This window comes from Sphingomonas sp., assembly GCF_048595155.1.
In the GTDB taxonomy this organism is placed as follows: Bacteria; Pseudomonadota; Alphaproteobacteria; order Sphingomonadales; family Sphingomonadaceae; genus Sphingomonas_I.
The window spans coordinates 26,380-45,625 of sequence record NZ_JBMDXN010000037.1; the positions used below are offsets into that span (position 1 = coordinate 26,380).

The following is a 19,246-nucleotide window of genomic DNA, read 5'->3' on the forward strand; positions in this document are numbered from 1 at the left end:
CGCGTCCAGACGGGAACCGAAGGCGAAACGATCGCTTCTGAAGGGCGATGATATGTCACCGTCGATGGCTGAGGCGAGCGCTGCTGGCGGCGGTGCCTATCCTGTTGGGCGTCGGGCCCGCAGTCGCGGCGGATGGGGTCGCCGCCTGGACGCCGCCGCCTTACGGTCCTCCCCCACTGTCGGCCGTGACCGACCCGCTGGTCTGGCTCGTCGCCTTTCTGGCCCGACATCGCTTTTTGATGATGCCGGTCCTGGCGGTCGCGCTGCCGATGTTCATCGGTTGGCGCAGCTCCAAGGCGGCACAGACGGGCAGACCAGCGGTGCGGCACCCGTTGCTGATGGCCTTGTGCATATTGTTCGCCATCCTGAACGTGATTCTGGGGCCGTGGTGGGCGGGGAGCCTGGTCTATCATGGCGGCGTGTCCGGCGCGGCGACGGTCACCGCGATGCGCAGCACTTCCAGCACCTATAATGAGCAGCGGGTCCAGGCCTATGACGTGCTCATCCGTGCAGCGGACGGGCGCCTGATCGAAGCCCGTTTCCATTCCGACGATTTCAACGTCTATCCATCTCACAATCGAACCTTCTATCCCGGCCCAGGCGCGGTCTTCACAGTCCGCTATTTGCAGCATGCGCCACGCACCTTCGTCATCGTTGCCAGTGACGATAGCCCCTGGGCGCGCCGTCTGCGGTGCGGGGATCTGATGAATGCAGTGAGCACGGCGGGCGGCAAACGCGATTTCGCACCTGACGACGCCCGCTATCGCGCCGCTTACGCGCAGGCTTTGACGGAGGCTCAGCGATCCGGATGCATGCACCAGCCATGAGTATCACGTAGGAGGTCGGGTCTGGTTCCTGGTTGACCTCAGACGGTGACGACCTCCCGCGGAAAGCCATGCGCCAGATGATCGATCAACGCGCGCACGGCGGGCGGCAATCCGCGCCGCGTGGTGAAGACAAGATGCACGATGCCCCGAATGCCGCGCCAAGCGGGCAGGACGCGCACCAGGCTGCCATCGCTTAATGCTTGATGGCAAACATGATCGGGCAGGATCGCAACGCCTAGCCCTGCGATCGCGGCCGCGCGCACGGTGGCCATGTCGGCGCAGCCGAGCCGCGGTTGGATCCGGACGATTGTGCTGCCGCCTTCCGCAGTCTCCAGGTGCCATTCAAGTTCGTCCGCATCGTCGCTGGTTGCCAGCGCCGGAACCGATGGCAGCTGATCCACTGTGGCGATCCGGCCGGCGAGCTGCGGCCCGGCAACCAGGATGCGGGTCGAGCGTCCTAGCGATCGCATCGTCAGCGCGGCGTCGCTGGTCAGTGCCGCCCGGACGCGCAGTGCCAGATCGACTCTTTCTTCGATCAGATCGACCGCGCGGTCGGTCGCCAGCAGTTGCAGCCGTACCTTCGGGTATTTCGCCAGGAAGGTGGTGATCAACCCGGAGATCGGCTCCATCAGGCCGGTGGGGCAGCTGAATCGGATGCGGCCATGTGGCTCCGCCTGCGCTTCCGCCACCAGCGCCTCGGCTTGCTCGGCCTCCAGCAGCATGGCTTGGCAGCGTTCGTAAAAGGCTTGCCCTGTATCGGTGACACGGAAACGGCGGCTTGATCGCTCGATCAGGCGCAGTCCAAGACGCTCTTCCAACCCCGCGATCCGTCGGCTGAGCTTGGACTTGGGCTGACGGAGGGCCCGCCCGGCGGCAGCGAAGCCGCCATGGGAGACGACTTCGGCAAAGTAAGCGAGATCGTTGAGATCCATTCGTATCATCGTTCCCCCAATGGAACGCTGTGTGTCACATCTGCCGTCTACACGCATCATCGTTCTGGTTGCATCTCAAGAAGGCGACGGCATTTGCCGCTTTGTTCGAGGAGACAGACGATGACCAACCGGTTCAGTAATAAGGTGGTGGTTATCACCGGCGGCACCAGCGGGATCGGCCTGGCGACGGCGCAGGCGTTCAGCGCCGAGGGGGCGTCGGTATTCATCACCGGCCGCCGGCAGGATGCGCTGGATCAGGCGGTCAAGACAATTGGCGGGCAGGTGACCGGCGTCCGCGGCGACATGGCGCAACTGGCCGACATCGATCGGCTCTATGATGCGGTCCAGCAGAAGCATGGCCAGATCGACATTCTGTTTGCCAATGCAGGCATAGGGGAGTTCGCGCCACTCGGGGCGATCACCGAGGATCATTATCAGCGCACCTTCGATACAAACGTGAAGGGCGTGGTGTTTACTGTGCAAAAGGCGCTGCCATTGTTGAAAGACGGTGCCTCCATCATCCTGACCGGATCCACCACGAGTGTTTCGGCTACGCCCGCCTTCAGCATCTATTCCGCGACCAAGGCGGCGATACGCAACCTTGCCCGCAACTGGATCCTCGATCTGAAGGATCGCCACATCCGGGTGAACACGATCAGCCCAGGTGTGACCGATACGCCTGGCGTGACCGATCTGTTCGGTGGTGGCGATCAGGCGCAGGCCACGAAGGAATATCTTGCCGGCCAGATCCCTGCAGGCCGGATCGCTCATCCTGCGGAAATTGCCAGGGCGGTCCTCTTCCTGGCGTCTGACGATGCCAGCTTCGTGAACGGGATTGAGCTGTTCGCAGACGGCGGCCAAGTCCAGATCTGACAGGGCTGCAGGAACGGCGCGGCGTTGTCCGACGTCGCGCCCGTTCGTCCGTTTAGAGGGCGCGCTTGAGCCGGGCGCGGATCGGCTTGTCCCAAAATTCGAACGCTGCCCAGGCAAAGGCCAGCACGAAGAGCAACGCGGCTGCGGCAACGATCAGAATCATGCCCAGCGATGGCCGCGTGAAGATCCAGTTCATGTAGATGTACAGGAAGGGATAATGCGTGATGTAGAGCGGGAAGGACAGGCGCCCGCTGATCTTGCAAATTCCGATCATGCCGCGCCCCGCGTCGGAATGCGCGCCGGCGATGATGATGGCTGGAAAGAGCAGAATGACCAGCGCGGCTTCATAGAGGCCGTTCCAGCGGACGCCGGCCGCTTCGGGCCAGATCGGCAGAAGGATCGCAATCGTCAGGATCAGCGTCAGCGGAAGGAAGCCGAGCCGGATCTTGGGCAGGTGATGGCGAACCCGATAGAGGAAGAGTCCGGTGACAAAGGGATAGGTCAACCGCACGAGGGCCATCCACAGATTGCTCCAGCCCCAGCCGCCATCGAGCGAACCCCGTGCCGCGCCGGTCCAGAACAAAGCGATCGCGCCGGCGGCCATGATCGGCAGCAGCCACGTCGTGGTCAGCCGCCGCAGCACCAGCGCATAAGCAAGGTTGCCGACATATTCCCAGAACAGCGTCCATTCCGGCCCGTTGAGCGGGTGCGTGTCATCCCATCGATTGGGAAGCGGTCGTGCGGGCAGTGACAGCACCATCAAGGCCAGGGCCGACAGGACTGATCCGAGCGGTGCCGCCTGGCGGCTGCCCGCGAAAGGGTCCAGCAGATAAGAGGCAAAGCCGAGCAGCGCGCCGAGCACGAGCAATGGGTGGAGCCGGATCAGCCGGATCTTGACGAATTGCGTCACCGACATGCGGATCCAGCGATCGTCATAGGCATAGCCGACGACGAAGCCGGACAAGGCGAAAAAGAAATCCACCGCGAGCGGCGCATGGTGCAGGATCACCTTGCTGCCGTCGAATTCGATGGGGATTCCCTGAATGTGGAAGAGCACGACCAGCAAGGCCGCACTGCCGCGCAGCCCGTCCAGCACCTCGAAATGCGGCTTCCCCGCCGCCGTCGCATCGGGATGCACGATGGTCTCGGCGCGCAGATCGCCCGTCATTCTGTCCTCCCAATTCCGGTCGTGATCGCCGTTTCCGCCGCGAATGCCATGTATGGGCGGTTTAGACAACGATGTCGGTTTCAGGCCGGGGTGGGGGCGGAGCCGGAGTGGGGAATTCCCACCGATCGGATAAGCCGCTATTCTGCGGGCGATGAGTGACGAGGAATTCGATCTCCGGCCGCCGGCCCATGAAGCGTTGACGATCGCGATCGACGGATGGGAAGGCCCGCTCGATCTGCTGCTCACGCTGGCCCGAACGCAGAAGGTCGATCTCAAGCAGATCTCGATCCTCGCGCTGGTCGATCAATATATCGGCTTCATCAATCAGGCGCGGACGCTGAAGCTGGAGCTTGCCGCCGATTATCTGGTGATGGCCGCCTGGCTTGCTTACCTCAAATCCGCGCTGCTGTTGCCGCGCGATCCGGAGGTGGAGCCGTCGCCCGAGGAGTTGGCGCTGCGGCTGCAGCTGCGCCTCCAGCGCCTGGACGCGATGCGCGAGGCCGGCGCCCGGTTGATGGCGCGCGACCGGCTGGGGCGTGATATCTTCCGGCGGGGCAATCCCGAAGGGCTGAGGGTGGTGCGCCGGCCGCGCTGGGAAGCGTCCCTCTATGAGCTGATCGCCGCCTATGGCGCCGTGAAGGCGCGCGGCGAGCCCGCCTTCCACGTCGTATCGCGGCGCCCGGTAATGACGCTGGACGAGGCGCTGGAACTGGTCGCGCGCATGGTCGGCCAGCGGCTCGACTGGGCCAGTCTGGAAAGCTTTCTGCCTGAAGGGCTCGCCCCCGATCATCATCGCTCCGCAATTGCCTCCAGCTTCGTGGCGGCACTGGAACTGGCGCGGCAGGGGCGACTGCAGCTGGATCAAAAGGCCGCCTTCGCGCCGCTGATGGTGAAAGCGGCATGAGCGCGGTGGCGGACGATGTCCGTGCGCTGGAGGCGGCCCTGTTCGCGGCGGAGGGCCCGATGACGCTCGCCGACATCACGACGGCGACCGGGATCGATCATCCCAAGCCGCTGCTGGCTGAGCTGGTCACGCTTTACGAAGGCCGGGGAATCGAGGTGGTCGAGCGCGGCGGCCGCTGGGCGATGCAAACGGCGCCCGATCTGGCCCATATCCTGCGGCGCGAGCGGGAGGAGCCGCGCAAGCTCAGCCGCGCCGCGATCGAGACGCTGGCGATCATTGCTTATCATGAGCCGGTCAGCCGCGCGGAGATCGAGGCGATCCGCGGCGTCCAGATGTCCAAGGGCACGCTGGATGCCTTGATTGAGGCCGAATGGGTGCGCCCGGCCGGCCGGCGCGAGGCACCGGGCCGCCCGCTGGTGTTCGCGACCACCCCCGGTTTCCTCGATCATTTCGGGCTGTCTTCGCGTAAGGATCTGCCCGGAATGGAGGATTTGCGCGCGGCCGGCCTGCTCGATCCGATCGATTTGGCATTGGAAATGCAGCTATCGGTGGAAAAGGAAGAGGTTGAGGACTAGAGAGGCTGGATTATGCCTCTGGAGAGTTCAAATGGGCTCGTTTTCAATCGTCCACGTCCTGATCTTCGCGGTCGTCGCGATCCTGTTGCTGGGGGGCGGCCGCTTCTCCAATATGATGGGTGACGTCGCCAAGGGCGTGAAGCAGTTCAAGAAGGGCATGGCGGAGGACGACGACACGTCGACCAAGCCGGCCGCCCGTTTGCAGGCGCAGCCCCCGGTCGATCCCAATCCTGATCAGAAGCTGCAGCCCGCCAAGGACGATCGTCCGGCGCAGTAAACAGGCAGATGTTCGACGTTAATCCGACAGAATTGCTGCTGCTCGGAGCGGTGGCGGTCGCCGTCATCCCGCCCAAGGATTTGCCGCGGGCGATGCGCTTTGCCGGCCAGTGGATCGGCAAGGCGCGCGGCATGGCGCGGCATTTCCAGTCGGGTATCGACGAAATGATCCGCCAGGCGGAGCTGGACGAGATCGAGAAGAAATGGCGGGAGGAGAATGAGCGCATCATGCGCGAACATCCGCTGCATGACGCGATCGAGCATCCGGATGAGCCAATGGCGGCCTTGCCCGGTCCCGCCAGTGACGCCACCGCCGGCATGATCGAGGACGCATCTTATCCGCAGGTCGCTGAGAACGGGACCGAGCTGCCGCCTGTGCCGCACGCAGCCGAGAGCAAGCCTGCAGAGCCGCCGGTGGCGAGCGAAGACGAGGGACCGGAACTTCCCTTGGGTCTGCCGCCAAAACAATGAACGACGATCATGACGAAATTGACGACAGCCGTGCGCCGCTGCTGGATCATCTGATCGAGCTCAGAAAGCGGCTGATCTGGTCGTTCGCCTCGCTCGGCATTTGCTTTGCGATCTGCTTCTATTTCGCGCATCCGATCCTGGCGTTCCTGGTTCATCCGCTCAAGGCGGCAGGGCAGAACAAGATCGTTTATACGCAAGTGTTCGGCGGCTTCATCACCGAGGTGAAGGTCGCCTTCTTTGCCGGACTGATGCTCGCCTTTCCCGTGATCGCCAACCAATTGTGGCAATTCATCGCCCCTGGGCTGTATCGCAAAGAGAAGAAGGCGCTGCTGCCGTTTCTCATCGCCACGCCCGTGCTTTTCCTGATGGGGGCGAGCATGGCCTATTTCATCGCGATCCCGCTCGCCCTGAAGTTTCTGTATGGCTTTTCGGGCGACTTGGGCGGGATCAAGCAGGAAGCCTTGCCCGAGCTTTCGAATTATCTGAGCACGATCATGCAGTTTCTGTTCGGCTTCGGCGCGGCCTTCCTGTTGCCGGTGCTGCTGATGCTGCTCGAGCGTGCCGGGATCGTGACCCGTCAACAGCTGATCAAGTTTCGCCGCTATGCGATCGTCGTCAATTTCGCGATCGCGATGGTGTTGAGTCCGCCCGATGCGGGTTCCATGTTCCTGATGGCGCTGCCGCTGGTGGTGCTTTACGAGGTGGCGATTGTCGGGATCTGGTTCACCGAACGCAAGCGCAAGCGTGAGACGGCCGAGACCCTGCCCGTTCAGCGCACATAAGAAAGGGCGCCGCTCCTTGGGAGCGACGCCCTTGCTGACATCAGGTTTAGCTTACTTGGCGTCTTCGGCCGCGTTGCTGACGGCCTTACCAGCCGACGACACGTCCTTGCCCGCACCCGAAACCGTGTTGCACGCTGCCAGCAGCAGGGTGCCGGCGATGAGGGTAGCTTCCAGAACCTTGCGAACCATGTTGATGCTCCATTGTCATAGCGCGCCTCTCGACGCGATAGCGTGAACTCAATGCCGCTCCCGATAAATAGTTCCGGTAGCGATCCGATCTCGTGCAGATACAATTTGGGCCCGAAGGCGCCACCGGGGGGGAGGATTGGCGCGTTCGGGCCCATGTGTTCGGACAGCGAGAGCGGGGGGGCAAAAGGTCGCTATCCGAAGAGTAAAACGGGCATTGGCGGCAAGGGTTCCGTGACGAACCGCATTTTCGAGATTATTTTGCCGCCGTCCTGTCGCGTTCCGGATCGGCCGTGATCGCGAGCGCGATGACATAGCGGCCTCGAACAGGATCATAGTCCAAAGTCGATCGCAGCTGCCGCGACAATCCGGTGATGATCCGCTCAAACCGGGCGCGGCCACTGTCGCGGGCGCAGGCGGCTTCCGTCAGGCCATGGGCTTCGATCGCTAGCACCGCACGTTCGGCGCTCTCGCCCGGAATCAGCGTGATGGCGATCCTGCCCGCCGGATCACAGGTCATCACCAGCTCCACAATCTCGGTAATCAGGAAGGCGACCGGCACGGCGACATCCTGCGTGATGAAGGCCGGAATCATGTCCAGCGTGATCGTCATATGGGCGGCGCTGGGCGGAGCCGTGGCGCGCAGATTGGCGGTCAACTCGGCTACGATCGAGCGCAAGGCGACGCCGCGATTTTCTTCCAGCTCCGCATAGTGGTTGCGGTGAACGACAGCGAGCGCATCCACCCGCCTTTGTATCGAGGCGTAAGCGGCTGCCACATCGCCTTCGGTGCCGCGCGCGTGCAGGTTGATCAGGCTGGCGACCACCTGCAGGTTGTTCTTGACGCGATGATGCACCTCGCGCGTCAGCTTCACCTGACGACTGAGCCCTTCCTCCAGCTCCAGTTCGCGCGCGACCAGCTGCGCGGCGGTGGCTTCCAGCGCTTCGCCGAGCGACCGTATCTCTTCGGCCGGCGTGGTGATGCGGGGTAGGATCAGCGGCCCATCGCCAGGCTGATAGATGGCGATGGCGCTCTGCATCTGGCGGAGCGGGCGAACCAGCAGCTGATCCAGCACGACCCAGCAGATGGCGGCGGCGGCGGCCCACATCAGCAGGGGCAGCAGAACCAGCAACACCTCGACCGCGCTGATCGGGCTGGCCGCTATCGTCAGCATCAGGCGGATCTGGCCACTGGCAGCCGGGGTAGCGACCTCTACCGGGCGCGCCATTGGCGTTACCTTGCCGATCGTGGAGATCGTAAGCTTTTGCTCACCCTGGAATAAGGTGATGCCCTGGCTGCTGTCAGTGGCGAGCACCTCCTGCAGCAAGCCACGCGGGATTTCGCCGATGCCGTACATGCCGGCGCTGGCAGGCACGATAAAGCGCATCCCCTGGTCGCCAGGAAGGAGCGTCGCCGCCAGCCCCGGATTCTGGGGACGCGGCAGGCCTTCGGCGTTAAACCCGGGTGTAGCGCAGGCGAGCGATCCATCGGCTCTGAAGAGTGCGAGCTTGATCTCTTTGCCCAAGGTGGCGCGATCGCGCATCAGCAACGTGCGGCAGACGCTGCGGTCGGGCGTAGGGCCCGTCAGGTTAGCGCGGATCATGGATGCTGCCCGCAGAAGCAGGATGTCGATCTGGCGCGCTTCGGCAATGGCCACAACGCGTGCATCCGCCTCGCGGCGCGCCTGCTTGGATTGCGCGGATTGGACAGAGGCGAAAAGCGCGATGAGGCCGAGCGGCAAGAGCGCTGCTGTCAGGATCAGCAGCATCTTGGTGCCGGTGGAAAAACGAGCGGGGGCTAGGCGCGCGAAAAAGGGTGTGATCGGCGTCGTGGCCATCGGGCTAATGCCCGTCAGGTCAGCTTGCCGAGCAGATCAAGAAATTCCTGCGGCACATCTTCGCTGACCGCTTCTTCATACGCGTTGCGAAGCGCGTTGGAGACATGCGTGTCCGATCCGCGGGAAGCACGTTTCACCGTTCCAGATGCTTGCTTATCGCGACCGGTTACCTTGGATGTGTTGTCCGCCGTCAAACCGACCGTCCCCCGCGCAATATCATCGTCCAGCCGCACTCTACTGCCTGCCTCGAAACCTAGCTTAACGACAGGCGAACAGCAGCCCGAGGGTGCTAATCGATTCGATCCGGATCAGCATAGTGCCGGAAAGTCCCGCGTTAACCGTGAAACCAAAACACCGCAGGTTTGTTCCGCATATCGGGCAAAGAATCAGGCGCCGCCTGCGTCGGGGGTTTTCGGTCGCGAGACGGATGGCTTTCGGTTGCATCGCTTGTGGCGCTTGCCCACAATGGAATTTCTTCACAGGAGCTGTAAATCGCCATGTCGCTCGGCCAGGATCTCGCACCTCACCTTCCTTTCCTGCGCCGCTACGCCCGCGCACTCACGGGCAGCCAGAAGCATGGTGACGCCTATGTGCGGACCGCGCTGGAGGCTATCGTTGCCGCGCCGGCAGAATTTCCGCGCGACGTCGACGTTCGCCTCGGACTCTACCGGACCTTCCAGCGCATCTGGCAGTCCACCAACAGCGAAAGCCGCGCCGATGAAGATGCGGGCGACGATGCCACCAACGTCGCCGACGCGCGCCTTGCCCGGATCACGCCGCGCTCGCGTCAGGCGCTGCTCCTGACCCAACTCGAGGGCTTTACGCCGGAAGATGCGGGCTATCTGATGGAGACCGGTGCCGCCGAGGTCGAGGCGCTGGTGGCAGAGGCGATTGCCGAGATTGAGCGGCAGACCCATGCCGACGTGCTGATTATCGAGGACGAGCCGATCATCGCGATGGATCTGGAAACGATCGTGCGCGACCTGGGCCATAATGTCACTGGCGTCGCCGTGACGCGGGATGAGGCCGTGGCGCAGGCGCGGGCCCATCGCCCAGGCCTGGTGCTGGCCGACATCCAGCTGGCGGACGACAGCTCCGGCATCGATGCAGTCAAGGATATCCTGGCCGAGTTCCAGGTGCCGGTGATCTTCATCACGGCCTTCCCGGAACGTCTGCTGACGGGCGAGCGGCCGGAGCCGACCTTCCTGATTACCAAGCCTTTCCAGCGGTCTACCGTGAAGGCCGCGATCAGCCAGGCGCTCTTCTTCGACGCGGCGACCGTTCCGGCCTAGTCGGCCGGAATGGAACCCCGCAGCCATGTGTCCGTTGGCGCCCTGTAACGATTACGGGGCGCGGGCCATGGCCGAAGAAGAAACACATTTGTCGCGTACCGAGGCGCGGGCGGGTCAATCCAATCATATGACTCGCTACATCCTGCCGGCGTCTCTTGCGCTGGTTGTGATCCTGTTCATCGCGATCGTCTTATTGTGGCACTAAGCCTGCGATGATGTGCTATTGCAGCGGGAAATCGCGCCCCCATGTTTGTGGCTGGGCGCAGGCGTTTTCGGCTCACGGAGAGATTTTTTGACAGATCCGATTGTGGACGAAGACGAAGACGATCTGGAACATGAAGCGGAACCGGTCGAGCATGTCTCGCTGTCCGATGACGAGTTCCGCGATGAGCTGGGTCGTGTCATTCCGCACCTGCGCGCCTTCGGCCGGTCGCTTTCGGGCAACCGAGACCTGGCGGACGACCTGGTGCAGGAAACGTTGCTGAAGGCCTGGGCTGCGCGCAAGCGGTTCCAGGCGGGCACGAATATGCGCGCGTGGACGTTCATCATCCTGCGCAACCTGTTCCTCAGTCAGATGCGCAGGGCGCGCTTCAAGGGCGAGTGGGACGATCTGACCGCAAGCAAGATCCTTGCCGCGCCCGCGAGCCAGGAACGCCATGTCGATCTGGGCGATCTCCAGCGTGCGTTGCTGCATTTGCCGCAGCCGCAGCGTGAGGCCTTGATCCTCGTCGGCGCCGGGGGCTTCGCCTATGAAGAGGCGGCGGAGATTTGCGGATGCGCGGTCGGCACTATCAAGAGCCGCGTGGCGCGCGGCCGCGTTGCTCTCGAACAGTTGATGTCGGGCGGTAAACTGCCGTCGCGGCGCGATGACGAGAATACCGGCCACAGTCCGTTGCACGAGATCATGGGTGAGGTGGACGATCTCAGCCGCGGCCGCTGAGCCGCGGCGTGGCCGTCGATCAGTTTAACCGATCGAGCAGCCGCTTAAAATCTTCCGGCATCGCCGGGGCTGCGCCGAAGCTGCCGAGTAACGCGCGACGAACGCCCTCATGCGCCGCAGGTGCGTCGACGACATGCGGGCCCCGTCGGGTTTCACCCGGCGCAGCGACACGGGAATTACTCGACTTGTTCATCTATGTTAGAACGTTGCAACTTCCGCATAGTTGCGATGGATTGACGGCCGACCGCAGAATTGAGCCACCATGTCGCGACTTGATCCTTCGGCTTTAAGCGACGCTGTCGCGCGGGCTGAGGCCTATTCGCCTTTCCTGCGCCAATTCATCCGGCAGCGGCCGGAATTGATCGAGAGATTGCTCCACGACGGCCTTGCGGCAATGCTCGCTTCGGCCGCCGAAGCGAGCCAGGACGATAGCAACATCATGCGTGCGCTACGGCGCGAACGTCAGGCAGTCAGCTTGGGCGTGGCGTTGGCTGATCTTGCGGGCGCTTCATTCGAAACCGTGACAGAGGCCCTGACAGACTTTGCCGATCGAGCGCTCGATCGAGCTATAACGGCCGCGATCGCAGAACGTGGCGACGCGCCGCCGGTTGGCTTCGCTGCAATTGCGCTCGGCAAGCAGGGTAGCCGCGAACTCAATTATTCTTCGGACATCGATCCTATCCTGTTGTTCGACCCGGCCGTTCTGCCGCATCGACCCCGCGAGGAACCGGTGGAAGCCGCGGTCCGGATCGCACGGCGCGTAGTCGCTTTGCTGCAGGAACGGACAGCGGACGGCTATGTCCTGCGGGTGGATCTCCGGCTGCGCCCGGCGGCGGAAGTGACGCCGCTCGCCGTGCCGATCGATCTCGCCATCACCCATTATGAAGCAAGCGCGCTTCCGTGGGAGCGTGCCGCCTTCATTCGTGCGCGCGCGGCGAGCGGCGACACGGAGTTGGGCCAGTCATTCCTGGATCATATCCGCCCCTTCGTCTGGCGACGCGCGCTGGATTTCGGGGCGCTGCGGGAGATACGCGCACTGTCGCGGCGCATCCGCGAGCATCATGCGCAGGGACAGACGCTGGGCCCTGGCTATGATCTCAAGCGGGGTCGTGGAGGCATCCGCGAGGTCGAATTCTTCACCCAGATCCATCAGTTGATCCATGGCGGCAGGCTGCCGTCGGTACGGGCGCCGGCCACGCTCGACGCGCTTACCGCGCTGGCCGAAGCCGGCGTTATCGAAGCGGACGAGGCAGCTTGCCTGGCGCAGGCCTACCGCTTGCTGCGCACAGTCGAGCACCGGCTGCAGATGGTGGACGATCAGCAGACACATCGCTTGCCGCTGGAGGTTGAAGCGCTGGATGGCGTCGCTGGGCTGGCGGGCCACAGCAATGGGGCAGACCTGGTGGCGGCGCTCGCCCCGTCAGTCGAGGCGGTTGGGCGGATCTATGACGCGCTGGACGAGGCGGACGGCAGTGACGCGCCAGCGTTGGACGACATCATTCGCCAGGCCCGCTTTGACGATCCGGCCGCTGCCCGCCTGCGGATCCAGGCGTGGCGCGAAGGCAGGACCCGCACGACCAGAAGCGATGCGGCGCGTGCCGCACTGGAAGCGGTGCTTCCTGCCCTGATCGTGGCGTTCGGGAGCGCGCCCGTACCCGATATGGCGCTCAACCGGTTCGACGATCTGGTCGCGCGCTTGCCGAGTGCGGTGAACCTGTTCCGGTTGCTGGAGGCGCGGCCTGCGCTGATAGGCCAGCTCGGAACGATCCTCAGCCATGCTCCAAGGCTGGCCGACGCCTTGTCGCGCCGGGCGACCCTGCTCGACGGGCTGATCGACGTCAGCGCGTTAGAGCCGCCGCCGCCGGTCGAGGCACTCGCCGAAGCTTGGGCGCGCGGGGAGCGCGGTGACGATTATCAGGCGCTGTTGGATCGGGTGCGGATCGCGGTGGGCGAACGGCGTTTCCAGCTCGGTGCGCAGCTGATCATCGGCGGCGTCGATCCGATCGAGGTCGGGCGGGGCTATGGCCGGGTCGCCGAAGCCGCCCTGCGCGTCGTTGCAACCGCCACCGTGGCCGAATTCGAAGCGATCCATGGCCGCATTCCCGGTGGCGAACTGGTGATCCTCGCGCTCGGCCGGATGGGGGGCGGGGTGCTGACGGATGCATCCGATCTCGATCTTATCTTCTTGTTCACGGGCGAGTTCCTGGTGGAATCAGACGGCGGCAAGCCGTTGGGCGCTACGACCTATTTCAACCGGTTGGCGCAGCGGGTCACTGCGGCTTTGTCAGTGCCGACGGCCGTCGGCCCGCTTTACGATGTCGATACCCGCTTGCGGCCTTCCGGCAATCAGGGCCTGCTGGCCGTCTCCACCGATAGCTTCGCCCGCTATGAGGCGGAAAGCGCATGGACGTGGGAGCATATGGCGCTGACGCGGGCACGGCCGCTGTTCGGCAGCGAGGCGGCACGGAGCGCGGTGCAGGACATCATCGATACGACGCTGCACAAGCCAATCGAACGCGATAGGCTTGCCGCGGATGTGGCCAAGATGCGGCTCGACGTGGCCGCGCACAAGCCGCCGGCCGGTCTGCTGGATGTGAAGTTGATCGAGGGCGGATTGGTTGATGCAGAGTTCGCCATCCACCTTTTGCAGCTGCGCGAGAAGCTCGCTTTCCATCCTGATCTGGGGCGCGCCATCGCGGCGCTACAGGACGCGGGCTTGCTTGACGCAGGTTTCGACAAAGCCTTTGCCCTACTCACACGTATGCTGGTCACGTTGCGGCTCGTCTCGCCCCAATCGACCGAGCCGCCGCCGGCCTCCCGATCGCTAGTCGCAACGCGCTGTGGCCATGAAGATTGGGACGATCTGATGATGGCCTATGCCGATGCGCGGGATCTGGTCGCGCGGGAGTGGCGCCGGGTCGCGGGCCTGGAGTAGGGCAGGGCGCTCGACTCTGGAGAATCAAGATGGTCAAGGAAGGCGACAAAGCCCCCGACGTGACGTTGCAGATGGCGGATGGCAGCCAGGCGGCGCTGTCACAGCAGCAACGTCCGCTGGTCCTCTATTTTTACCCCAAGGACGATACATCCGGCTGCACCGCGGAGGCGAAGGATTTCTCCGAGCTCGCTTCTGCCTTTGAGGACGCGGGGGCGTCTGTGCTGGGCGTTTCCAAGAACAGCCCGAAGGACCATGCCAAATTCACTGCCAAATATGATCTGCAGGTGCCGCTTGCGACCGATGCGGATGGTAGCGTCACGGAAGCCTTCGGCGTGTGGGTCGAAAAGAGCATGTACGGGCGCAAATATATGGGTATCGAACGTGCCACCTTCCTGATCGACCGTGAGGGACGGATCGCGCGCGTCTGGCGCAAAGTGTCCGTGCCGGGCCATGCGCAGGAGGTGCTGGCTGCTGTCCGTACCCTGAAGGGGTCAGACGCATCCTGAGCCTGGCCGCCGCGGCACGGCAGGTTCTGGAAACGGCAACGCCCTCCGCCAAGATCAAGGCCGCCCGCAAGACCGCGCGCGATTGGCGGGCGGGCCGGCTGCGATGGCAGTTCGATATGGCGATGCCGGATCGCCCCGCGCGCGGCGACAAGCCGGAATTGCTGCCGCCAAACCGTATGCCGCGGCGCGGCAAGGGCGGCACCGCCGCCAACCGCGTCGCGCTGCTCCACGCCATCGCCCATATCGAATATGTCGCGATCGACCTAGCCTTCGACATGGTGGGCCGGTTCGGCGGTCGGTTCCCGCGCGCTTTTGCCGACGATTGGATACGGATCGGCGCCGAGGAGGCGATGCATTTCGCGCTGGTGGAACGGCGCCTGCGGCAGCTGGGCAGTTATTACGGCGCCCTGCCGGCCCATGAGGGGCTGTGGGATGCGGCGGGTCAGACTGCGCATGATCCGTTCGCCCGTTTGGCGATTGTGCCGATGGTGCTGGAGGCACGCGGCCTCGACGTGACGCCCCAGATGATCGAGCGGTTCGACGCGGTTGGAGACACGGCCTCATCCAACATTCTGCGTCGAATATTGCGGGATGAAATCAATCACGTAGCAGCGGGCGTGCGCTGGTTCGAGCAGGCGAGCTCCGGCGAAGGCGATTCTGCATCGGTCGTTTGGCGGCAGCTGCTGGCGGCTCATTTTCGAGGCACGCTGAAGCCTCCGTTCAACGACTCAGCGCGCGCTGCTGCCGGTTTAACGACGGATTACTACGAACCGGTTGCAGAACCGCACGCTTGTCGGCCAGAAAAGTTCCCGTCGTCACGAGAGGGGCAAATCTCGAGACGACACGCATAGTTACAGCCGTGCGGGGGGCCGTGCGGTCCAGGATCGCCGGAGAGACAATGACATCTTCCACCGTCGCTATTCGCGCTTTGCGCGCGTTCGGACTTGCTGCGAGCGCCGCCATCATGCTGTCCCAACCCGTTTTAGCCGCCGGCCTCCCGGCCCCCCAGCGCGGTGACAAGATCGAGCCGACCGGTGGACCGTTGCTCCCGACGAGCGACGCCGACAGCCGTTTCCACAGCCTGTTCCTATCTTGGAAGAAGGCCGATGCAGTCGCCTCTCCTGGGTCGATCTCGGTGCCGTCGTCGAAGCCGGTGCAGAGCGCGACCTACACGTCGGGCTATGGCGTTCGCTCCGACCCTTTCCGTGGCAGCGCCGCGATGCATGCCGGCATCGATCTTGCCGCACCGGCGGGCACCGCCATCTATGCGACCGCCGATGGCGTGGTCGATCGCGCCGAATGGTCGGGCGGCTATGGCAATCTCGTTGAGATCGATCATGGCAAGGGGCTGCAGACGCGGTTCGGGCATATGTCGCGGATTTTGGTTCATGCCGGCGACCGCGTCGTTCGCGGTCAGATGATCGGGCTGGTGGGTTCCACCGGTCGCTCCACGGGCAACCATCTTCATTATGAGGTCCGCCTCGACGGTCATGCCGTCAACCCTGTGCCCTTCCTGCAGTCGGCCGATTATGTGACGGCGATGGAAGCGCGTACGGCGTCCGGCATCGCGCTGGGTGGTCCGGACGACGCGAACAACGATCAGGACTAGGACTGCGGTCATTGTCGTGGTGCGGTGACGCGCCTATCTTGCAGTCATGAGCGACGTCGATCTTACCGCCTCTGCCGCAGCGCGCGTTGCCGCCATTGCGGGCAAGCAGGGGAAACCCGCCATTTTGCGGTTGGCCGTCGATGGCGGCGGCTGCGCCGGCTTTCAGTATAAGTTCGAGATGGCCGACCATATCGACTCGGACGACGTGGTCGCCGAGCGCGATGGCGTCCGGCTGGTCGTCGATGCCGTCAGCCTCGATCTGGTGCGGGGCAGTGCGGTCGATTATGTCGAGAATATGGGGGGCGCGGCCTTCCGCGTGACGAATCCGAATGCCGCTTCGGGTTGCGGGTGCGGAACCAGCTTCTCGATCTGATCCGGCTGGCCTAAGCCGGTCCCATGAGGATCGCGACCTACAACGTAAATGGCATCGGGGCGCGCCTGCCGCGCTTGCTGGAATGGCTTGAGGAAACCCAGACCGATATCGTCTGCCTTCAGGAACTGAAGGCACCGGACGAGCGGTTCCCCGAGGCGGAGCTGGCGGCGCTGGGCTATAATGCGGTCTGGCACGGGCAGAAAAGCTGGAATGGCGTTGCGGTCCTGGCGCGCGGTCAGGACATCACCTTACGACGCAAGGGGCTGCCCAACGATCCCGATGAGAGCCACAGCCGCTATATCGAGGCAGAGGTCGGCGACCTCATTGTCGGTGGTCTTTATCTTCCGAACGGTAATCCGGTGCCGGGCCCGAAGTTCGACTACAAGATCGCCTGGTTCGAGGCGCTGCTCGCCCATGCGCGTACCCTGTTCCTGACCGAGCAGCCGGTGGTGCTGGCCGGCGACTGGAACGTCATTCCGACCGACAGCAAGGCCGACGTCTTCTCGGCAAGCAGAATGGCGTCGGATGCCCTGATGCAGCCGCAAAGCCGATCCTGTTTCCACCGGCTCAATCATGCCGGATGGACCGATGCGCTGCGTGTGCTGCACCCCGACGAGCCGATCTACACCTTCTGGGACTATACAATGAACGCCTGGGCGCGCGACGCAGGGTTTCGCATCGATCATCTGATGCTGAGCCCCCCGGCAGCGGACCGGCTAATGGATGCAGGTGTGGATAAAAGCTTCCGGAGCCGCGAAAAAGCCAGCGATCATGCCCCTACCTGGATTAATATTCGCCCGACATAGAAGCTCCGGCCAACGGTAATACTCATTTCGGCGCAATCGGCAGTTGTAATGAAGTTCGTTCCCGAAGAACCATTTAGGGAAGGGCGTTAGGCAGAGGGATGTTGGTCTACCTTCAAAATCTTATCCTGGAGATGGTCGCGCGTGGTGACGCCCTCAGCGCAACCGCGGACCGGCTATGCCGTGAGGTCGAGCGGTTGGTGCCCGGCAGCCTCTGCGCGATTTGGGGCGTCGAACCGGATGGTGTGCTATCCGCCGTGTCTGCACCCAGCCTTGGACAAGATTATCTCGCTTCAATTGACGGGATGAATGTCGCGCCCCCGCTTGCCACTTGCGAGCCGCCGACCTTCCGCAGCTTCGGCATCGCGCTTACCGACATCAATTCTGATCCAGCGTGGATCGGCTATCATACTGCAGCGCTGCCGGAAGGGCGGGAGACGTGCTGGTCCAGCCCGATCGTGTCGGCAGAGCGGCTGGTTGGCGTATTCGCCTTCTACTTCGACGCCCGCCGCAGCCCCACCAATTTCGAGAAAGATATTGCCGCAACCAGCGTGCAGCTGTGCCGCATCGCGTTCGAACGCGACCACGGGCTGCGGGTCAACCAGCGCTTGCTCTATACCGATTCGCTGACCGGGTTGCACAACCGAGCCTGTTTCGAAGAAGCGCTGGTGCAGCCGCCGTCGAGCGGCGGATCGGCGCTGCTGCTGGTCGACATCGATCATCTCAAGACGGTGAACGACACGTTCGGCCACGCTGCGGGCGATAGCCTGATCCGGGTCGTGGCCGCGCGTCTGGCCGCGGCGGCGGCGCCGAACCTCGCGTTCCGTGTCGGCGGCGACGAACTGGCCGTGCTGGCGCACAACAAGGATGTCGTCTCGCTCGCACAGCGGATTCTGTCCTCCCTCGGCCAGCCGGCGGAATGTGCCGGGCACACGTTGGTGCCCAGCATCACCATCGGCGCGGCCGTGCGGGCGATCGACGACAAGAGCGGCGTGATCATGCGGCAAAATGCCGATCTGGCGCTCTATCACGGCAAGGATGATGGCGGCCGCGGCACGCTGGTCCTGTACACGTCCGAATTGCGCACCCGCATGAACCGGCGGCTGCGATCGATCGATCAATTGCGTCGCGCGCTGGCGCAGAGCCGGATCGAGGCGCGCTACCAGCCGGTTGTTCGGCTTGATACCGGCGCGGTCGCCGGCTTTGAGGCGCTGGTGCGGATCCGTGGTCGCGACGGCCGCTTGGTGCCGGCCTCAGAGTTTCACGACGCCTTCGCGGATGCCCGCAACGCGGCTGAGGTAACGCGCGCGATGCTGCGCGCCGTCTCGTCCGATCTGCGTACCTGGCTGGACGCAGGCATTGCCGTCGGGCGGGTAGCGGTCAACCTCGCTCCGGCCGATTTCGCCCATGGGCATCTGGTCGAAGAGGTGCAGGAGATTTTCGTGCTTGCCGGTGTGCCGCTGGACCGGCTGACGCTGGAAGTAACGGAATCCGTTTATCTCGGCCGGCGCGAACTGTTCGTGCAGCGGCAGATGGAGGCGTTGCGCACCCTCGGCATCAAGCTTGCACTCGACGATTTCGGTACCGGCTATGCGTCGCTGACGCATCTGCTGTTCACGCCGGTCGATACGCTGAAAATCGACAAATCCTTCGTCGATCATCTCCATATCGAGGGCAAAGCCGGCGGCGCCGTGATCAATGGGCTGATGCGCATCGCCGAAAAGCTGGGCGTCGATGTCGTCGCGGAAGGAATCGAGACGATCGAGCAGCGCGAGCGGCTGATGGAGCTTGGCTGCCGCATGGGGCAGGGGCATCTCTTCGCCGAGACGCTTGATAGCGATGCGGTGGCCGATCTGATGCGCACGATGCCCGTCCGTCTGCCGTCGACCCCACTGCCGGCGGCGTTGCGCGTGAACGGCATCCGGCGCAGGGTCCAGCCCCGCGCCGCCTGAGGGGC

22 protein-coding genes are annotated in these 19,246 nt (G+C 63.9%); 17 read left to right on the forward strand and 5 right to left on the reverse strand.

The annotated features are described in order from the left end of the window. Window positions 1–92: 92 nt before the first annotated feature. A complete protein-coding gene (locus tag ACOJSI_RS05895) occupies window positions 93–827 on the forward strand; it encodes a hypothetical protein (protein WP_420137332.1) in 735 nt (244 codons plus the stop codon). 38 nt (window positions 828–865) lie between these two features. Here ACOJSI_RS05895 and ACOJSI_RS05900 read toward each other — a convergent pair whose 3' ends face one another. After that, window positions 866–1,768: a LysR substrate-binding domain-containing protein gene (locus tag ACOJSI_RS05900; protein ID WP_420137333.1), complete on the reverse strand. Its 903-nt coding sequence runs from the start codon at window positions 1,766–1,768 to the stop codon at window positions 866–868. Between the two features lie 111 nt (window positions 1,769–1,879). On the opposite strand from ACOJSI_RS05900, the gene ACOJSI_RS05905 reads away from it, so the two are divergent. Beyond that, window positions 1,880–2,632, forward strand: a complete 753-nt coding sequence (locus tag ACOJSI_RS05905) for an SDR family NAD(P)-dependent oxidoreductase (protein ID WP_420137334.1) — start codon at window positions 1,880–1,882, stop codon at window positions 2,630–2,632. A gap of 52 nt (window positions 2,633–2,684) precedes the next feature. On the opposite strand, the gene ACOJSI_RS05910 is transcribed toward ACOJSI_RS05905, so the two are convergent. Further along, the gene (locus tag ACOJSI_RS05910; RefSeq protein WP_420137335.1) at window positions 2,685–3,800 is read right to left on the reverse strand and encodes an acyltransferase family protein; all 1,116 of its coding nucleotides are present in this window, start codon (window positions 3,798–3,800) and stop codon (window positions 2,685–2,687) included. 151 nt (window positions 3,801–3,951) lie between these two features. Between ACOJSI_RS05910 and ACOJSI_RS05915 the strand changes: the two genes are divergently transcribed. The 5 genes from ACOJSI_RS05915 to tatC are packed head-to-tail and all read left to right on the forward strand — an operon-like array spanning window position 3,952 to window position 6,808. Then, window positions 3,952–4,704 (forward strand): segregation and condensation protein A, encoded by a 753-nt coding sequence (locus tag ACOJSI_RS05915; protein WP_420137336.1) that lies wholly within the window; start codon window positions 3,952–3,954, stop codon window positions 4,702–4,704. Further along, window positions 4,701–5,279 (forward strand): SMC-Scp complex subunit ScpB, encoded by a 579-nt coding sequence (gene scpB, locus ACOJSI_RS05920; RefSeq protein WP_420137337.1) that lies wholly within the window; start codon window positions 4,701–4,703, stop codon window positions 5,277–5,279. The genes ACOJSI_RS05915 and scpB overlap by 4 nt, the downstream gene beginning before the upstream one ends. Before the next feature lie 31 nt (window positions 5,280–5,310). Beyond that, window positions 5,311–5,556 carry a twin-arginine translocase TatA/TatE family subunit gene (locus tag ACOJSI_RS05925; protein WP_420137338.1) on the forward strand — a complete coding sequence of 82 codons (246 nt, stop codon included), beginning with the start codon at window positions 5,311–5,313 and terminating at the stop codon, window positions 5,554–5,556. Window positions 5,557–5,564: 8 nt separating this feature from the next. Continuing rightward, window positions 5,565–6,026, forward strand: a complete 462-nt coding sequence (locus tag ACOJSI_RS05930; RefSeq protein ID WP_420137339.1) for a Sec-independent protein translocase subunit TatA/TatB — start codon at window positions 5,565–5,567, stop codon at window positions 6,024–6,026. Beyond that, window positions 6,023–6,808: a twin-arginine translocase subunit TatC gene (gene tatC / locus ACOJSI_RS05935; protein WP_420137340.1), complete on the forward strand. Its 786-nt coding sequence runs from the start codon at window positions 6,023–6,025 to the stop codon at window positions 6,806–6,808. The genes ACOJSI_RS05930 and tatC overlap by 4 nt, the downstream gene beginning before the upstream one ends. A 51-nt stretch (window positions 6,809–6,859) precedes the next feature. On the opposite strand, the gene ACOJSI_RS05940 is transcribed toward tatC, so the two are convergent. The 3 genes from ACOJSI_RS05940 to ACOJSI_RS05950 all read right to left on the reverse strand — a co-directional run bounded on the left by ACOJSI_RS05940 (window position 6,860) and on the right by ACOJSI_RS05950 (window position 9,064). Then, window positions 6,860–6,997: an entericidin A/B family lipoprotein gene (locus tag ACOJSI_RS05940; RefSeq protein WP_420137341.1), complete on the reverse strand. Its 138-nt coding sequence runs from the start codon at window positions 6,995–6,997 to the stop codon at window positions 6,860–6,862. A 253-nt stretch (window positions 6,998–7,250) separates the two neighbouring features. After that, window positions 7,251–8,831, reverse strand: a complete 1,581-nt coding sequence (locus ACOJSI_RS05945) for a sensor histidine kinase (RefSeq protein ID WP_420137342.1) — start codon at window positions 8,829–8,831, stop codon at window positions 7,251–7,253. A 14-nt stretch (window positions 8,832–8,845) separates the two neighbouring features. Then, window positions 8,846–9,064 carry a NepR family anti-sigma factor gene (locus ACOJSI_RS05950; RefSeq protein WP_420137343.1) on the reverse strand — a complete coding sequence of 73 codons (219 nt, stop codon included), beginning with the start codon at window positions 9,062–9,064 and terminating at the stop codon, window positions 8,846–8,848. A gap of 264 nt (window positions 9,065–9,328) precedes the next feature. Between ACOJSI_RS05950 and ACOJSI_RS05955 the strand changes: the two genes are divergently transcribed. The 10 genes from ACOJSI_RS05955 (at window position 9,329) to ACOJSI_RS06000 (ending at window position 19,241) form a co-directional block, all read left to right on the forward strand. Then, complete coding sequence (locus tag ACOJSI_RS05955; protein ID WP_420137344.1) at window positions 9,329–10,123, forward strand: response regulator; 795 nt, start codon at window positions 9,329–9,331, stop codon at window positions 10,121–10,123. Window positions 10,124–10,190: 67 nt separating this feature from the next. Then, the gene (locus ACOJSI_RS05960; protein ID WP_420137345.1) at window positions 10,191–10,328 is read left to right on the forward strand and encodes a hypothetical protein; all 138 of its coding nucleotides are present in this window, start codon (window positions 10,191–10,193) and stop codon (window positions 10,326–10,328) included. Window positions 10,329–10,415: 87 nt separating this feature from the next. Next, window positions 10,416–11,063, forward strand: coding sequence for a sigma-70 family RNA polymerase sigma factor (locus ACOJSI_RS05965; protein ID WP_420137346.1), 648 nt, complete (start codon window positions 10,416–10,418; stop codon window positions 11,061–11,063). Between the two features lie 262 nt (window positions 11,064–11,325). After that, on the forward strand, window positions 11,326–13,998 hold the full coding sequence (locus ACOJSI_RS05970) for a bifunctional [glutamine synthetase] adenylyltransferase/[glutamine synthetase]-adenylyl-L-tyrosine phosphorylase (protein WP_420137347.1): 2,673 nt from the start codon (window positions 11,326–11,328) through the stop codon (window positions 13,996–13,998). 29 nt (window positions 13,999–14,027) lie between these two features. After that, a complete protein-coding gene (locus ACOJSI_RS05975; RefSeq protein ID WP_420137348.1) occupies window positions 14,028–14,504 on the forward strand; it encodes a peroxiredoxin in 477 nt (158 codons plus the stop codon). After that, a complete protein-coding gene (locus tag ACOJSI_RS05980; protein ID WP_420137365.1) occupies window positions 14,498–15,355 on the forward strand; it encodes a ferritin-like domain-containing protein in 858 nt (285 codons plus the stop codon). Before ACOJSI_RS05975 ends, ACOJSI_RS05980 begins: the two co-directional genes overlap by 7 nt. 47 nt (window positions 15,356–15,402) lie before the next feature. Continuing rightward, window positions 15,403–16,113 (forward strand): M23 family metallopeptidase, encoded by a 711-nt coding sequence (locus ACOJSI_RS05985; RefSeq protein WP_420137349.1) that lies wholly within the window; start codon window positions 15,403–15,405, stop codon window positions 16,111–16,113. Between the two features lie 46 nt (window positions 16,114–16,159). Next, on the forward strand, window positions 16,160–16,486 hold the full coding sequence (gene erpA, locus ACOJSI_RS05990) for an iron-sulfur cluster insertion protein ErpA (protein ID WP_420137350.1): 327 nt from the start codon (window positions 16,160–16,162) through the stop codon (window positions 16,484–16,486). Between the two features lie 23 nt (window positions 16,487–16,509). Then, on the forward strand, window positions 16,510–17,292 hold the full coding sequence (xth, locus tag ACOJSI_RS05995; protein WP_420137351.1) for an exodeoxyribonuclease III: 783 nt from the start codon (window positions 16,510–16,512) through the stop codon (window positions 17,290–17,292). A 98-nt stretch (window positions 17,293–17,390) separates the two neighbouring features. After that, a complete protein-coding gene (locus tag ACOJSI_RS06000; protein WP_420137352.1) occupies window positions 17,391–19,241 on the forward strand; it encodes an EAL domain-containing protein in 1,851 nt (616 codons plus the stop codon). Window positions 19,242–19,246 lie beyond the last annotated feature (5 nt).

Coding starts and splice junctions, on each gene's coding strand:
- ACOJSI_RS05975 (WP_420137348.1), top strand. CDS start 14,028: ATGGTCAAGGAAGGCGACAAAGCCCCCGACGTGACGTTGCAGATGGCG.
- ACOJSI_RS05930 (WP_420137339.1), top strand. CDS start 5,565: ATGTTCGACGTTAATCCGACAGAATTGCTGCTGCTCGGAGCGGTGGCG.
- ACOJSI_RS05940 (WP_420137341.1), bottom strand. CDS start 6,997: ATGGTTCGCAAGGTTCTGGAAGCTACCCTCATCGCCGGCACCCTGCTG.
- ACOJSI_RS05985 (WP_420137349.1), top strand. CDS start 15,403: ATGACATCTTCCACCGTCGCTATTCGCGCTTTGCGCGCGTTCGGACTT.
- ACOJSI_RS05925 (WP_420137338.1), top strand. CDS start 5,311: ATGGGCTCGTTTTCAATCGTCCACGTCCTGATCTTCGCGGTCGTCGCG.
- ACOJSI_RS05915 (WP_420137336.1), top strand. CDS start 3,952: ATGAGTGACGAGGAATTCGATCTCCGGCCGCCGGCCCATGAAGCGTTG.
- ACOJSI_RS05970 (WP_420137347.1), top strand. CDS start 11,326: ATGTCGCGACTTGATCCTTCGGCTTTAAGCGACGCTGTCGCGCGGGCT.
- ACOJSI_RS05955 (WP_420137344.1), top strand. CDS start 9,329: ATGTCGCTCGGCCAGGATCTCGCACCTCACCTTCCTTTCCTGCGCCGC.
- ACOJSI_RS05945 (WP_420137342.1), bottom strand. CDS start 8,831: ATGGCCACGACGCCGATCACACCCTTTTTCGCGCGCCTAGCCCCCGCT.
- ACOJSI_RS06000 (WP_420137352.1), top strand. CDS start 17,391: ATGTTGGTCTACCTTCAAAATCTTATCCTGGAGATGGTCGCGCGTGGT.
- tatC (WP_420137340.1), top strand. CDS start 6,023: ATGAACGACGATCATGACGAAATTGACGACAGCCGTGCGCCGCTGCTG.
- ACOJSI_RS05910 (WP_420137335.1), bottom strand. CDS start 3,800: ATGACGGGCGATCTGCGCGCCGAGACCATCGTGCATCCCGATGCGACG.
- ACOJSI_RS05900 (WP_420137333.1), bottom strand. CDS start 1,768: ATGATACGAATGGATCTCAACGATCTCGCTTACTTTGCCGAAGTCGTC.
- scpB (WP_420137337.1), top strand. CDS start 4,701: ATGAGCGCGGTGGCGGACGATGTCCGTGCGCTGGAGGCGGCCCTGTTC.
- xth (WP_420137351.1), top strand. CDS start 16,510: ATGAGGATCGCGACCTACAACGTAAATGGCATCGGGGCGCGCCTGCCG.
- ACOJSI_RS05960 (WP_420137345.1), top strand. CDS start 10,191: ATGGCCGAAGAAGAAACACATTTGTCGCGTACCGAGGCGCGGGCGGGT.
- erpA (WP_420137350.1), top strand. CDS start 16,160: ATGAGCGACGTCGATCTTACCGCCTCTGCCGCAGCGCGCGTTGCCGCC.
- ACOJSI_RS05905 (WP_420137334.1), top strand. CDS start 1,880: ATGACCAACCGGTTCAGTAATAAGGTGGTGGTTATCACCGGCGGCACC.